This window comes from Pseudomonas sp. OV546 (genome assembly GCF_900116845.1).
GTDB lineage: Bacteria > Pseudomonadota > Gammaproteobacteria > Pseudomonadales > Pseudomonadaceae > Aquipseudomonas > Aquipseudomonas petroselini.
In genome coordinates, this window is sequence record NZ_FPCE01000014.1 from 152,087 (window position 1) to 166,485 (window position 14,399).

The 14,399-nt window shown below is 61.0% G+C and carries 14 protein-coding genes; 6 read left to right on the forward strand and 8 right to left on the reverse strand.

Annotation, left to right across the window (positions count from 1 at the left end; translation table 11 throughout):
* The first annotated feature begins 27 nt into the window (after nucleotides 1-27).
* Nucleotides 28-633, forward strand: a complete 606-nt coding sequence (locus BM403_RS26105) for a cysteine hydrolase family protein (protein ID WP_012724473.1) — start codon at nucleotides 28-30, stop codon at nucleotides 631-633.
* 60 nt (nucleotides 634-693) lie between these two features.
* On the opposite strand, the gene BM403_RS26110 is transcribed toward BM403_RS26105, so the two are convergent.
* The 6 genes from BM403_RS26110 to pstS form a co-directional block, all read right to left on the reverse strand.
* Nucleotides 694-1,284: a hypothetical protein gene (locus BM403_RS26110; protein ID WP_012724474.1), complete on the reverse strand. Its 591-nt coding sequence runs from the start codon at nucleotides 1,282-1,284 to the stop codon at nucleotides 694-696.
* Nucleotides 1,284-1,982, reverse strand: coding sequence for a hypothetical protein (locus BM403_RS26115; RefSeq protein ID WP_064053503.1), 699 nt, complete (start codon nucleotides 1,980-1,982; stop codon nucleotides 1,284-1,286). The genes BM403_RS26110 and BM403_RS26115 overlap by 1 nt, the downstream gene beginning before the upstream one ends.
* 31 nt (nucleotides 1,983-2,013) lie before the next feature.
* On the reverse strand, nucleotides 2,014-2,775 hold the full coding sequence (gene pstB, locus BM403_RS26120; protein WP_218189871.1) for a phosphate ABC transporter ATP-binding protein PstB: 762 nt from the start codon (nucleotides 2,773-2,775) through the stop codon (nucleotides 2,014-2,016).
* A gap of 76 nt (nucleotides 2,776-2,851) precedes the next feature.
* Complete coding sequence (gene pstA / locus BM403_RS26125; RefSeq protein WP_012724477.1) at nucleotides 2,852-3,745, reverse strand: phosphate ABC transporter permease PstA; 894 nt, start codon at nucleotides 3,743-3,745, stop codon at nucleotides 2,852-2,854.
* Nucleotides 3,742-4,710, reverse strand: coding sequence for a phosphate ABC transporter permease subunit PstC (gene pstC / locus BM403_RS26130; protein WP_093545783.1), 969 nt, complete (start codon nucleotides 4,708-4,710; stop codon nucleotides 3,742-3,744). The genes pstA and pstC overlap by 4 nt, the downstream gene beginning before the upstream one ends.
* A 73-nt stretch (nucleotides 4,711-4,783) precedes the next feature.
* Nucleotides 4,784-5,812 (reverse strand): phosphate ABC transporter substrate-binding protein PstS, encoded by a 1,029-nt coding sequence (pstS, locus tag BM403_RS26135; RefSeq protein WP_012724479.1) that lies wholly within the window; start codon nucleotides 5,810-5,812, stop codon nucleotides 4,784-4,786.
* A 184-nt stretch (nucleotides 5,813-5,996) separates the two neighbouring features.
* Here pstS and ppk2 point away from each other — a divergent pair, with 184 nt between their 5' ends.
* Both ppk2 and BM403_RS26145 read left to right on the forward strand, forming a co-directional pair.
* Entirely contained in the window at nucleotides 5,997-6,914 is a 918-nt protein-coding gene (gene ppk2, locus BM403_RS26140) for a polyphosphate kinase 2 (RefSeq protein WP_093545787.1), read from the forward strand.
* Between the two features lie 171 nt (nucleotides 6,915-7,085).
* A complete protein-coding gene (locus BM403_RS26145; RefSeq protein WP_052958940.1) occupies nucleotides 7,086-7,535 on the forward strand; it encodes a response regulator in 450 nt (149 codons plus the stop codon).
* A gap of 15 nt (nucleotides 7,536-7,550) precedes the next feature.
* Here the strand turns inward: BM403_RS26145 and treS are convergent, their stop codons facing one another.
* Entirely contained in the window at nucleotides 7,551-9,614 is a 2,064-nt protein-coding gene (gene treS, locus BM403_RS26150; RefSeq protein WP_093545790.1) for a maltose alpha-D-glucosyltransferase, read from the reverse strand.
* A gap of 252 nt (nucleotides 9,615-9,866) precedes the next feature.
* Nucleotides 9,867-10,631 carry an AraC family transcriptional regulator gene (locus BM403_RS26155; protein ID WP_012724483.1) on the reverse strand — a complete coding sequence of 255 codons (765 nt, stop codon included), beginning with the start codon at nucleotides 10,629-10,631 and terminating at the stop codon, nucleotides 9,867-9,869.
* A gap of 187 nt (nucleotides 10,632-10,818) precedes the next feature.
* Between BM403_RS26155 and BM403_RS26160 the strand changes: the two genes are divergently transcribed.
* The 3 genes from BM403_RS26160 to BM403_RS26170 are packed head-to-tail and all read left to right on the forward strand — an operon-like array spanning nucleotide 10,819 to nucleotide 14,375.
* The gene (locus BM403_RS26160) at nucleotides 10,819-12,444 is read left to right on the forward strand and encodes an APC family permease (RefSeq protein WP_093545793.1); all 1,626 of its coding nucleotides are present in this window, start codon (nucleotides 10,819-10,821) and stop codon (nucleotides 12,442-12,444) included.
* 14 nt (nucleotides 12,445-12,458) lie between these two features.
* The gene (locus tag BM403_RS26165) at nucleotides 12,459-13,385 is read left to right on the forward strand and encodes a 4-hydroxyproline epimerase (protein WP_046036131.1); all 927 of its coding nucleotides are present in this window, start codon (nucleotides 12,459-12,461) and stop codon (nucleotides 13,383-13,385) included.
* A gap of 42 nt (nucleotides 13,386-13,427) precedes the next feature.
* Nucleotides 13,428-14,375 carry a dihydrodipicolinate synthase family protein gene (locus tag BM403_RS26170; protein WP_093545796.1) on the forward strand — a complete coding sequence of 316 codons (948 nt, stop codon included), beginning with the start codon at nucleotides 13,428-13,430 and terminating at the stop codon, nucleotides 14,373-14,375.
* Nucleotides 14,376-14,399 lie beyond the last annotated feature (24 nt).

Sequence of the window (14,399 nt, forward strand, 5' to 3'; positions counted from 1 at the left end):
CACAGTGACCCCTATCGGAGACCCAACATGAATCCAAACGCCACCGCCCTTGTCTTGATCGAATTCCAGAACGACTTCACCACGCCCGGCGGCGTGTTCCATGACGCCGTCAAAGACGTCATGCACACCGGCGACATGCTGGCCAACACCGCAACCACGGTGCAGCAAGCCCGCACACTCGGGGTGAAGATCATCCACCTGCCGATCCAGTTCGCCGACGGCTATCCAGAGCTGACCACGCGCGATTACGGGATTCTCAAAGGTGTCGCCGACGGCAGCGCGTTCCGCACCGGCAGCTGGGGCGCCGAGATCTCGGAAGCGATCACCCGTGAAACCGGCGATATTCTCGTGGAAGGCAAGCGCGGGCTGGACGGTTTTGCGACCACGGGCCTGGACCTGGTGCTGCGCAACAATGGTATCCAGAACCTGGTGGTGGCAGGGTTCCTGACCAACTGCTGTGTCGAGGGTACGGTGCGGTCAGGGTATGAGAAGGGTTATAACGTGGTGACCTTGAGCGACTGCACGGCGACGTTCACCGATGAGCAACAAAAGGCCGCTGAAAACTTCACGCTGCCCATGTTTTCGCAGGTGTTGCGGCACACCGAGTTCCTTGGGGCGTTGCGCGAAAAATAAGCAAAAAAAGGGGCGACTGATCCATCAGTCGCCCCCTTTTTGCTCAGCCCTGGGAATGGCTTATCCGTTCAACGTCAGCCCCGGATAGGCCCGCACAGGCACCTTGTGCCGTTGCGGTTGCTGCCGGGCGAGCTGCGCCTGGACCTGTGCGACGGCATCCAGCACGCGCTGCGCCCATTGCTCGTCTTCCGGGTCCACGACCACAACGCGAAAACCGTGATCGAAGCCTTCAAGCTGGACCCCCTCGGAGTCATCGACATGCAGGTCGATGTCGAATGCCGGCGGGAATTTCGACGGTGTACTCGACAGCCCGCGCTCCGTGAGCGCTTGATTGTGCCGCACGCTGTTGACCACGCCATCGACGTGAATGCCATACAGCAGCAACCAACGGCGGATGTAGGACGGGGTCCGGCCGGACGAGGTGTAGACCCAGACGCTGCAACCCTGGCGACGCAGTTCGCGGGTCAGGGCGCGGGTGCCGCTGCGCAGCGGCTCGCCCAGCCAACGGTGTACACATGCCGGCAAACGGCTGTGCTCGGTCGCGCTGTGGTGAAGCTGGCAGGCCAGCGTGTCGTCGATATCAAAAGAGATACGGATACGCTGACGCTTGAACACCCGCTTGATTGTGTCGAGCACTGGGTACCTTCCCATCAATGGCCCCCTTGGCAGACGGGCGCCGGTGTGTCGCTCAGGAAAAACGCCATAGGGTCAGGGGCCTTATCTTCCAGGAACGCTGCATATTTTTTCTTGATCTTGGGCAATTCGTACAATGCCATTACGCCATGTTTGGCGGAGTTACGTATGACCGAGGACGGGTTGAAATAGCCCTCGGCGTTGTCCAGCGTCAGTACGAACGGCGGCAAGCCCTCGCGCATCAGCAGGTAGCTGACAATCAGCGACCCACTGCGGTGATTGCCTTCGACAAACAACTGCGGCCTGCTGAGGACTCGCACGTAGACACCGGCGGCGCGCTTCCACACCGATTCACTGTGGTGCCTGCAGTACCAGCCGTATAAATCCTTGATGCCACCCTCGACATTGTTGAAAAAATGCTCTTCGGTGGCCGCCAGGTGTTGGGCGTATTCCTGCCGGCGAACCGGGTCTTTGCCGCAGAGCACGGTGGCATTGATCTCCAGCATCAGGTTCAGTTGCTGGAGGTCGAACAGGTCAACGCCGCGCGCAACATAGTCGTCAATCAGGGCGTAGCCTTCAAGCACATTCTGCAGCACTTCGTCCGTCAGCGGGTCGCGTGGCTCGGTAAAGTCCCGGCTGAGCTGGGCAAAACGGCTCTGTACCTCGCGCAGTGCGCGTTCAATCGCGGCCAGATCAAGACGATGCGTTGCAGACATTGGCAATCCTGAAAAACGGTGCATGAGTCGGTCAGCTGAACTTGCCGCTGATGTAGTCCCCGGTCATTTGTTCGCGTGGGTTCTCGAAAATCTGCGTGGTGGCGCCCATTTCAACCAGATAGCCGGTGCGCGTGCCCTGGGAGATATCCACCGAGAAAAACGCGGTGGTATCGGCCACACGAATCGCCTGCTGCATGTTGTGGGTCACCAGCGCGATGGTGTAGTCCTTCTTCAGCTCGACCATCAGCTCTTCAACCCGGCGCGTGGCAATCGGGTCCAGTGCCGAGCACGGCTCATCCAGCAGCAACACTTCCGGCTCGGTGGCAATGGCGCGGGCGATGCACAGGCGTTGCTGTTGGCCGCCGGAGAGCGACAGGCCGCTGACCTTGAGCTTGTCCTTGACCTCATCCCACAGCGCGGCGCCTTGCAGCGCGTGCTTGACGCGGTCGCCCAGGTCGCCCTTGTAGCGGTTGATACGCAGGCCAAAGGCCACGTTGTCAAAAATGCTCATCGAAAACGGGTTGGGCTGCTGGAAAACCATGCCGATGTAACGGCGCACGACTACAGGGTCAACGCCCTTGCCGTACACATCCTGGCCGAGGAAATGCACATGGCCCTCGAAACGGAAGCCCTTCACCAGGTCGTTCATGCGGTTGAGGCTGCGCAATACAGTCGATTTGCCGCAGCCGGACGGGCCAATGAAACCGGTGATCTTGTTTTTCTCGATCGGCACATGGCTGTCACGCACCGCCATGAAGTTGCCGTAGAAAATCTTGTCCAGCTTGCAGTCCATGACCACAGGCGACTGGGTGATAAACGGAGCGGCTATTTGCGCGGATGACATGTTCAAAATTCAGGTGCTCCCGTTCTTAGTACTTGGGCTTGCCGAAAATACGGCTCACGATATTCACGACCAGTACGATCATTACCAGCACCAACGAGGCCGCCCAGGCGAGCTCCAGCTGGTTGTCGAAGGGCATGCCGGAGAAGTTGTAAATCAGCACGGCCAGGGAGGCCGTCGGATTCATGACTGCCAGGCTGCCGTCGTGGTAGATCCAGTAGTTGCTGAACAGCGCGGTGAACAACAGCGGTGCGGTTTCGCCGGCGGCGCGTGCCACGGCGAGCATCACGCCCGTGAGGATCGCGGGCATGCCGGTGGGCAAGACGATTTTCCAGATCACCTGCGAACGGGTGCAGCCCATCCCGTAGGCGGCATCCTTCATGATTTTGGGCACCATCTTCATCGACTCTTCGGCCGTCAGCACCACGATAGGCAGCATCAGCACGGCCAACGCCACGCCACCCGCCGGTGCCGAGTACGTGCCGGTGGTCATCACCACCAGGGCGTAGGCAAACACACCGGCCAGAATCGACGGCAAGCCGGTGAGCATTTTCGCGGCAAAGCGCGAGGCGTTTGCCAGCTTGCTGTCTGGCCCGAGTTCAGCCAGGAAAATCGCCGCCATAATGCCAACCGGCACTGCGATAGCGGCCGCGATACCGACCATGACGAAGGTGCCCGCCATGGCGTTGCCGAAACCACCGCCGGTCTCGAAACCGGTGGGTGGCAATTCGGTGAACACTTCCAGACTCAAGCGTGCACCGCCACGGGTGATCAGCATGTAGAGCACGGAAATCAGCGGCACGCTGGCCAGCAACGCCCCGAACCACACCAGGGTGGTCAGGACCAGGCTGCGCAGGGCACGGCCTTCGAACCGGCGCTGCAGGCTGGGCATCGCGGTGATAGGCGAAGAAAGGTCAGTCATTGTTTAGTCCCCCGCTGGGCGTAGACCATGATCATCGAACCGATGACATTCACCAGCAACGTGATGAACATCAGCACCAGTGCGGCGTACATCAGCACTTCGATCTCGTTCGGGCCGGCTTCGGGGAAGTTCAGCGCCAACAAGGCCGCCAGCGTGTTGGCCGGTGCAAACAGCGACAGAGAAATGTTGTTGGCGTTACCGACCAACATGGCCAGTGCCATGGTTTCACCCAAGGCGCGGCCCAGGCCCAGCACCAGCGAACCGAAGATGCCGGTCGCGGCGGATGGCACCATTACCTTGAGAATCGCTTCCCAGTGGGTGGTACCCATGCCGTAGGCGGCTTGCTTGGTTTTCATCGGCACACCCGTGAGGGCGTCCTGGGAGACGGCAGCGATGGTCGGCAAAATCATGATGGCCAACACCAGGGCTGCCGGAAGCAGGCCCGGCCCGCTCAAGGAGGTGCCGAAAAACGGAATCCAGCCGAGCTCGCTGTTCAACCACGCGGTCAGCGGGCGAATCGCCGGGATCACCACATAGATCCCCCACAGGCCGTAAACGACGCTGGGGATCGCGGCGAGCAACTCGACGATGGTGCGAAACACTGCAGCAAGCTTGGCGGGCAAAAAGTCCTGAGTCAGGAAGATCGCCATGCTGACGCCAAAAAAACCGGCGATCAGCAACGCGATGAAGGCGCTGTACAGCGTGCCCCAAATCGCCGGCAGAATGCCGTATTTACCTTGGTTAACGTCCCAGACGCTGCCGATGAGCACATCAAAGCCGTGCTTTTCCATGCCTGGAAGTGCCTTGCGCCCTACTTCGAAGACCAGCGCGAATACCAGCGCCAGCACCAGCACCACGCCTATGCGTGCAAGTGCACGGAAGGTGCGGTCAACCAGGAAGTCCTTCGTGGACGGCGGCTGGCACGCAGAATCCGGGTTATCCGGTACGACAAAAGGTGTGTTCATGGGCTAATTCCGGAACAAGGGGGGAACGCTCCCGGCAAGGATGAAACCCTCACCGAGAGCGGCCTGGCGAGCCTTACTTAATGTTGGCGGACGCTTTACGAACCTGTTCGACCACCGATGGCGGCAGTGGGATGTAGCCCATCGAATCAGCGATTTTCTGACCTTCAGTCAAGCTGTACTCGACCATTTCACGCATGGCCTTGGCTTTGGCTGGGTTGCCGTTGTCCTTGCGGAAGATCATCCAGGTGTAGGACGTGATCGGGTAGGACTTGGCGCCATCCGGATCCGGCAGCCAGGCCACCAGGCTTTCCGGCATTTTCACCGCAGCCAGGGCTTCGGCGCCGCTTTCGGCGTTCGGTACCACGTACTTGCCGGCCTTGTTCTGCAGTTGGGCAAAGTCAACCTTGGCCAGCTTGGCGAAGCCGTACTCGATGTAGCCGATTGCGCCTGGGGTCTGGCGTACGGTGGCGGTCACACCATCGTTCTTCGGCGACTTGATGAATTTGTCGCTGGCGGGCCAGTTGACGGTGTTGCCTTCGCCCAAGTCCTTCTGGAACTCAGGGTTGATCGCCGCCAGGTGCTTGGTGAAGACGGCGGTGGTGCCGCTGGAGTCTGCACGCACCACAACGGTGATCGGCATGTCAGGCAGTTTCAGGCCTGGGTTGGCGGCAACGATCTTTGGATCGTTCCACTTGGTGATCTTGCCCAGGAAGATGTTCGAGTACACATCGCGAGGCAATTTGAGCTCTTTAGGATTGCCCGGCAGGTTAAACGCCAGCACGATTTCACCCGCGGTCATCGGCAGCAGTTGCACGCCTTCGGCCACCTTGGCGATGTCTTCGTCTTTCATGGCCGAGTCGCTGGCGGCGAAATCGACGGTCTTGTTCAGGAAGTCCTGTACACCCGCACCGCTCCCCTTGGACTGGTAGTCAACCGTGACACCTTCGGTTTTCTTGCTGAAATCCTTGAACCAGGTGAGGTAGATCGGCGCTGGGAAACTCGCACCGGAACCGGTCAGGCGGATGCTTTCGGCGGCAAACACCGAGGTGGCACTGAGAGAAACCGCAACGGCGAGTGCAGCAGACTTCATCAGACGTTTCATTAAGGAAAATCCTTGTGATTTCGGGCTCGGCAACTCTGCAACAATCTTGTTACGGTTTTATGAACGTGCAGTGGCAAAACGCCCAGTTGTCCCCCTCTCCCGCCACAACACCGCATTTTGTGGTCATTGGTTCGTAACAAAATGCGACTAAGACTTTGCCATCCCCCACGACGCGAGTTCCGCCATGTCCTCACTAGACGACACCTTGATACAGCGCATCCACCGTGAATTGCTCGATCACAGTGACGAAGAGCTGGAACTGGAATTATCCGAAGATGGCCATGACGTGAACGCGCTGTTTGATGAGCACGTCGGTGAAGGAAGCGAAAAAGCCGCGCGCCGCATTTATTTCAGCGAACTGTTCCGCCTGCAAGGCGAACTGGTGAAATTGCAGAGCTGGGTGGTCAAGACCGGCCACAAGGTGGTGATCCTGTTCGAAGGACGGGATGCCGCCGGCAAGGGTGGCGTGATCAAGCGCATCACCCAGCGCCTGAACCCGAGGGTCTGCCGAGTGGCTGCGCTGCCGGCGCCCAATGACCGTGAACAGACGCAGTGGTACTTCCAGCGCTACGTCTCACACCTGCCAGCCGCCGGCGAAATCGTGCTGTTCGACCGCAGTTGGTACAACCGCGCCGGTGTCGAGCAAGTCATGGGTTTTTGCAACGAGGACCAGTACGAAGAGTTCTTCCGCACCGTTCCGGAGTTCGAACGGATGCTCGCCCGCTCCGGCATCCAACTGATCAAGTACTGGTTTTCGATCTCCGACCAGGAACAGCACCTGCGTTTTCTCAGTCGCATTCACGACCCGCTCAAGCAATGGAAACTCAGCCCTATGGACCTTGAGTCGCGTCGGCGCTGGGAAGCGTATACGAAGGCCAAGGAAATCATGCTCGAACGCACCCACATCGCCGAAGCGCCGTGGTGGGTGGTACAAGCCGATGACAAGAAGAAAGCCCGACTCAACTGCATCCACCACTTGCTTGCGCAGATGCCGTATGAAGAAGTCGAGCTGCCGGTGATCGAACTGCCGCAGCGCGTTAGGCAGGAGGATTATTCGCGCAGCCCGACGCCGCCGGAACTCATCGTGCCGCAGCGCTACTGATTAGCCCCATCGCGGGTAGGTGGCGGGCGGCATCACGAATCGGGATGTTCGCTCGCCTCCCTGTTTTTTCAGACCCGTCTTAAATCATCTCCTGCCTGACATCGGTACGCTGGCCCCTTCCCTACCCCTATGTGGAACGCGCCCGGCGCACAGCTGACAGGTACCCTCGCCATGATCGACAAACACCTGCGGATCCTCATCGTGGATTCGCTTCACGCCCATGTCGTGCAGATCGAAAAGCTGCTGAACCGCATGGGCTATCACTGCATCGCCACCGCCAGCAGCGACCGGGAAGGCCGGCAATTGAGTCGCGCCGGGCTAAGGCGCTTCGATGTGCTGCTGGCCGCTGACCACGTGGTACGCAAGCCTGGCGTAGCGGGTTCGGCGTTTGATGCCTACGACATCGCGAACGTGTTTATCTATGGCCGGCCTGCCGACAGCGAACAGGTGCACCTGCCCAGCCACGGTGAGCGTTACTGGCGCTGCGGCTTACCGGAATACCTGGTACTGGAGTGGTTCATGGCCCGTTCCAAGCGCAGCCTGCCGGAGGCTGCCGCTCACCCTTTGCGAACGCCTTGCACAGACTCACCCGGTTACTTTGCGCTGCCAGGCGCAAGGTGACCGGGTATCGGGGCGTCAGATAGGGGCGCTGCTGACGACCCTTAGCGCCAACCCTTCATACGCATCCAGCGTGATGGTGAACGCTCCCTCCGCCGTCAAATCCCCCTCGACCCGTTCGTTGATGATGTCCACCACCATCCCCGCAGCGATATCCGGCAGGTGCAGGGTCTCGGTGATCGGCGTGGCGCCGAAGTTCAACGCAGTGATTTGCGTGCCTTTGCCGGCCGGCAATTCGTGGACCATCACCAACAGCCCTGGGTTTTGCACTTCCGGCACCTGGATCTGGCGGCTGGCGGCGATGTCGTAGGCCCGGCGCACCGCGAGGATTTTCTGCAGTTGCGAGGCGAAGGACTCAGGGTCCTGCAATTGGCTGTTGAGGCTGCCATACAAGCTTTTCGAGCGCGGCATATGGCCGGCGGACAATTCTGCGTCCGGGTTCAGGTCCACCAGGTCATAGGCGCCGCGATGAATCCAGCGCGTGTCGCCATCCTGCATCAAATGCTCGACCTCTTCGGCGGCCAGCGGCAACGCGCCCACCAAGTCCCAGCCCGACAAGGCAAATACCCCAGGCTGCATGGCGTTGTACATCACCAACAGCAAATGGATCTGGCGAATCTGCAGAATATCCGCCGCGGTAATGGCCTCCAGATCTCGAATCCCCAGCGCCGCCGTGATGATGCTGGCGGTGGTGCAGGACACGCCATTGGTCACAAACTTGAGGTTGTAGGGGGCATGTTCGCCGGTCAGGCGTTCGTACATCTGTTCGCGAATATGCTCGCGCAGGATATTGCCGGGGAAGGTCTGGCCCTGGTACAGGAAGGTGTCATGGGCGTGCAGGGTCCAGAAGTGCACCAATTCCAGGGTCAATTCATCGTGATTCTGCAACGCATGGATCAGCGAACCGGGATCGATGCCCTGGCGGTGCATTTCGCGCAGCATCAGGCGCAGGAACTCGGCGTCGCCCATCAGCAACGCGTGCTGGTATGCAGGGCGGGTGATGAAGTCGTAGGACAGATCGGCACCGCCGTGAGACATGGACGCAATGTCATCCACGGTGAGGTTCAACTCCTGGAAGCTGAAGCCACCGGCTTTGCGAATCGCCCCGCCCAGCAGTTGGTTACCGGTGATCGACAGCGGATGGCTCTCGGACCAGGCCGTGCCGTCCAGCTTGCGTTCCACGCCGAGGAACCCATTGGCGTCCAGGCGCAGGATCTTCGCCCCCATCACGTCGATGGCATGCAGGGCATCGCCGATGATCATCTGTTGCGCGGCGAAGGTCGGGTCCAACCAATTCAGCGACGGTTGGCCTTCCTTGAAGTAATGCAGGTACACCCAGCGGCGCGGCTTGCCATCCACGCCCAACACCACGTTTGTGGCGCTCCAGTCGGTTTCCTTGACGCCGGGCTCAAAGAAGATCACGCGCTGCAACTGGCCGACGATGTAGTGTTTGTCACGCAAGGCATCAACCTGGACGGGGCTGAGGTTCTGCGCATCGCGGCCCTCTGCGACGTCAGGAAGCAATGGCCAATCTTCTTCGCGGATCTCCACCATATGGTAAAGGCCGGGATAATCCTCGTACGCCATCTCGGCCAGGCGAAAATCCGCGCCCTTGCCGGTATGGGACGGGATTACGTCGTCGATGATCACCGCATTGTGCGCCGCCGCCATACGCGTCAACGCCTGCAATTGTGCTTCGGTGCCCAGTTGCGGGTCGATCTCGAAACTGATGCGGTCGAAATTGCCGTCGATGGTGGGCGTGTGCTCCGTGCCGTTCAGGCCGCCGGACTTTTTCAACGGGCCGTTATGGATGCCTTGAATGCCGATCTTCGACAAGGCATGCCACAGCGCTTCATCCCCCAGCGCCTCCAACACCGTACCGCCTTCACGGGTCACGATCGACGCCGGGTAGGCGGTAAACCACACGGACGACAAGGCCGAGGCATCCCGTGGCCGCGTCTGCGCATAGGGTTGCTGCCACAACCGGCCTTGGCCCGAATAGAGCTTGGCCCGCTGGCGTGCCGCGTGCAGCATCGATTGTTCCACCAGCCAGTTCACATGGTTGTTTTCAGCCGCCGTCATAAGCCTGATACCTGTCGTCGTGAAGCATTACTCGTGAACATATGAGGGTTGTGCGGGCTATTCGTTGCATTGCGCTGGCCGCACTGACACAAAGCGATCACCGTGCGGGCTTGCTGTGGTGAGCAGGCTTGCCCTGCGCCGGGCTGCGAAGCAGCCCTTGGGTCGGCGGTGAACCCGTCGGGGGACAAGCCCCCTCACCACAGGAAGCCTGCACACAGTTGGGTATTCATTAACACCCCAGCGGGTAGGTGCTCAGGTCTCCCGATACTGCCTCGGCGTAAACCCCGTCGAGGCCTTGAACTGGCGAGTAAAAGCACTGTGGTCGGTGTACCCGCACTGCAGCGCCACCTCGGTGATCGGCATGTCGGTGTGCAACAAGCGGTGGGCATGCTCCAACCGCACCTTCTGGATCATCTGCCGGGGCGTGAGGTGGAACACGCGTTTGCAGTAGCGCTCCAGTTGCGCCACGGAAATGCCTGCGATACGCGTCAGCTCACCCAGGGTGACGCGGCGATTGAAGTGCGCGCGGATGTGCGCGTCGACGGCCGCCAGGCGTTGGTAGGCCGGATGACTTTCGCTGGCGGTTTGCAGGTCCACCGAGATGCCCGCCAGGCCGATGATGGCGCCCATGTGGTTGTACAGCGGCCACTTGTGGGTGAGGCACCAACCCGGTTCACGGGTGCCATAGAGGTGCAATTCCAGCTGGTCCTCCAGTACAAACCCCTGCTCCAGCACGCGCTGATCCTGTTCGGTGTAACCCGGCCCCAGTTGCGCGGGGAACACTTCAGCACTGGTCTTGCCCAGCAACGGTTGCAGGTGCTTGAGGCCACAGCGCTGCACCAGGGTGTGGTTGGCGAGCACATAACGGGCCTCGGTGTCCTTGATGAAAATCGCCGCATTGGGGATCACATCGAGCATCGGCAGTAACTGCGCCACGCCGGCCAATAGCTGCTCGATGCTGTGGGGCCGATTGGCCTCAGGCCCTTGGCAAAGGGTTGCAAACGCGCTCTGCATCATGACGGCTGATCCCCACTGGCGGCCTCGACGCGTAGCAGATTGCCCGATGCCTGAGGCGCTGTCGAGCGGTGCAAACTGTGCTGATTTCGTCATCGTTGTCGGCAAAAAACATCAATCGCGCCGCCGTTCATGAGTTCACTGTAGGGGCACTGCATGCCTATCCAATAACTCACAAGAAGGCGACGCTATGTCAGGTCAAGGCAAGTTCAAGAAGCAACTTTCATTGATGGACCTCACCTTTATCGGGCTGGGGGCCATCTTTGGTTCGGGCTGGTTGTTTGCGGCCAGTCACGTCTCCGCCATTGCAGGTCCTGCGGGCATCATTTCCTGGCTGATCGGTGGTTTCGCGGTGCTGCTGCTGGGCATCGTGTACTGCGAACTGGGCGCTGCATTGCCACGCGCCGGCGGCGTGGTGCGCTACCCGGTCTACTCCCACGGCCCACTGCTGGGCTACCTGATGGGCTTTATCACGCTGATTGCGTTCTCCAGCCTGGTGGCCATCGAAGTGGTCGCCTCGCGCCAATACGCTGCGGCGTGGTTTCCCGAGCTGACCAAAGCCGGTTCCAGCGACCCGACCACCCTCGGCTGGCTGGTACAGTTCGCCCTGCTGTGCCTGTTCTTTATCCTCAATTACCGCAGCGTGAAAACCTTCGCCATCGCCAATAACCTGGTGAGCGTGTTCAAGTTCATTGTGCCGTTGCTGGTGATTGGCGTGCTCTTCACCTTCTTCAAGCCGGCGAATTTCCAAGTGCAGGGTTTCGCGCCGTTTGGTCTGTCAGGCATTGAGATGGCGGTGTCGGCCGGCGGCGTGATTTTCGCCTACCTGGGGCTCACGCCGATCATCTCGGTGGCCAGCGAAGTGAAGAACCCGCAACGCACCATTCCGATTGCGTTGATCCTTTCGGTACTGCTCTCGACCGCCATTTACGTGTTGCTGCAAACCGCGTTCCTCGGTGGCGTACCCACGGAAATGCTTGCCGATGGCTGGGCCGGAATCAGCAAACAACTGGCGCTGCCCTATCGGGATATCGCCCTGGCGCTGGGCGTGGGTTGGCTGGCGTACCTGGTGGTGGCCGACGCGGTGATCTCCCCCAGCGGCTGCGGCAACATCTACATGAATGCCACCCCGCGTGTGGTGTACGGCTGGGCGCAGACAGGCACGTTCTTCAAGATTTTCACGCGTATCGATGAGAAATCCGGCATCCCCCGCCCGGCGCTGTGGCTGACCTTTGGCTTGTCGGTGTTCTGGACCCTGCCGTTCCCGTCCTGGGAAGCGCTGATCAATGTGGTGTCCGCCGCGTTGATCCTCAGCTATGCGGTCGCCCCGGTCACCGTCGCGGCGCTGCGACGCAATGCACCGCAGATGGCGCGGCCGTTCCGGGTCAAGGGCATGGCGGTGCTCGGCCCACTGTCGTTCATCATCGCCGCGCTGATCGTGTATTGGTCGGGCTGGAGTACGGTTTCCTGGCTGCTCGGCCTGCAAATCCTGATGTTCGGGGTGTACCTGCTGTGCGCGCGCTGGGTGCCGACCGCGCACCTCAACCTCAAGCAGCAAGTGCGCTCATCCGCGTGGCTGATCGGCTTCTATGCGGTGACCCTTTTGCTCTCCAAGCTCGGCAGCTTTGGCGGTATCGGCGTACTCGCCCACCCGTTTGACACCCTCGTCGTCGCGGTCTGCGCGCTGGGCATTTACTACTGGGGCGCAGCCACTGGCGTGCCGGCCCATCTGGTGCGCCTGGAACACGAAGCCGATGAAAGCGAAGCGGTCGACGAGCCCCTCGGCCGTGCCCCGCTGACCCCGGCCACCCACTGATTCTGGAGCGTTTTATGAAGCGATTGCATGTGATCGACTCCCACACCGGCGGCGAACCGACGCGCCTGGTGATGGACGGGTTCCCCAAGCTCATCGGCAATACCCTGGCTGAGCAGTTGAATAACCTGCGCAGCGAGCATGATAAATGGCGCCGTGCCTGCATTCTGGAACCGCGTGGTAACGATGTTCTGGTCGGCGCGCTGTACTGCGAGCCGGTCACGCCGGGCGCCATCTGCGGCGTGATCTTCTTCAATAACGCCGGCTACCTGGGCATGTGCGGGCACGGCACGATTGGCCTGGTCGCCTCCTTGCACCACGTGGGTCGCATCGCACCCGGCGTGCATCGCATCGACACGCCTGTCGGCCTGGTAGAAGCAACATTGCACGAAGACGGCGCCGTGACCCTGGGCAATGTGCCCGCCTACCGCCATCGCCGCCAAGTGCCGGTGGAGGTACCGGGCCACGGGGTGGTGCTGGGCGACATCGCCTGGGGCGGCAACTGGTTTTTCCTGGTGTCCGAACACGGCCAGCGCTTGCAGATGGACAACGTCGATGCCCTCACCGACTACACCTGGGCGATGCTCAAGGCCCTTGAAGACCAAGGTATCCACGGTGCCGACGGCGCGCTGATCGACCATATCGAGCTGTTCGCCGACGACGATCACGCTGACAGCCGCAATTTCGTCATGTGCCCCGGCAAAGCCTACGACCGCTCACCGTGCGGCACCGGCACCAGCGCCAAGCTGGCCTGCCTGGCCGCCGATGGAACACTTGCGCCCGGAGCAACCTGGACACAAGCGAGCATCACCGGCAGCCAATTCGAGGGCCGCTATGAGTGGGACGGCGAACGCGTGCGCCCCTTCATCACCGGCCGCGCCTATATGACCGCCGACAGCACTTTGCTGATCGACGAACAGGACCCTTTCGCCTGGGGCATCTGAGCCCGGGCCACCTTTAACTGAACGATTGCAGGAGTTAGCACAATGAGCGACAACATCTTCACCGGCTGCATCCCCGCCCTGATGACCCCGTGCACGCCCGCGCGCAAGCCGGACTTCGATGCCCTGGTTGCCAAGGGCCGCGAGTTGATCGATATCGGCATGAGCGCCGTGGTGTATTGCGGTTCCATGGGCGACTGGCCGTTGCTCACCGAGGCCGAGCGCCAGGAAGGCGTGGCGCGGCTGGTGGCGGCCGGCGTGCCGACCATCGTCGGTACGGGTGCGGTCAACAGCCGTGAGGCAGTAGCCCACGCGGCCCACGCCGCCAAGGTCGGCGCCCATGGTCTGATGGTGATTCCGCGCGTCTTGTCCCGTGGTGCCTCGGCCACCGCGCAAAAGGCGCACTTCTCGGCGATTCTCAAGGCCGCGCCGAACCTGCCGGCCGTGATCTACAACAGCCCTTATTACGGCTTCGCCACCCGCGCCGAGCTGTTCTTTGAACTGCGCCGCGAACACCCGAACCTGATCGGCTTCAAGGAGTTCGGCGGCGGTGCCGACCTGCGCTATGCCGCCGAACACATCACCTCCCAGGACGATAACGTGACCCTGATGGTCGGTGTCGACACCCAGGTGGTGCACGGCTTCGTCAACTGTAACGCCACGGGTGCGATCACCGGCATCGGCAACGCACTGCCGCGGGAAGTCCTGCAACTGGTGGCACTGAGCAAAAAAGCCGCCAAGGGCGACGCCAAGGCCCGCCGCCAGGCACGTGAACTGGAAGCCGCGCTCGCGGTGCTGTCGTCGTTCGATGAAGGCTGCGACCTGGTGTTGTACTACAAACACCTGATGGTGCTTAACGGCGATAAGGAGTACGCCCTGCACTTCAACGAGACCGATAAGCTCAGCGACGCTCAGCGCCGTTACGCAGAAACGCAGTACGTGCTGTTCCGGCAATGGTACGCCCATTGGTCGGCGGAACAGAACGTCGCCTGAGCCCTTGCGTGCCGCTGCGGCGCT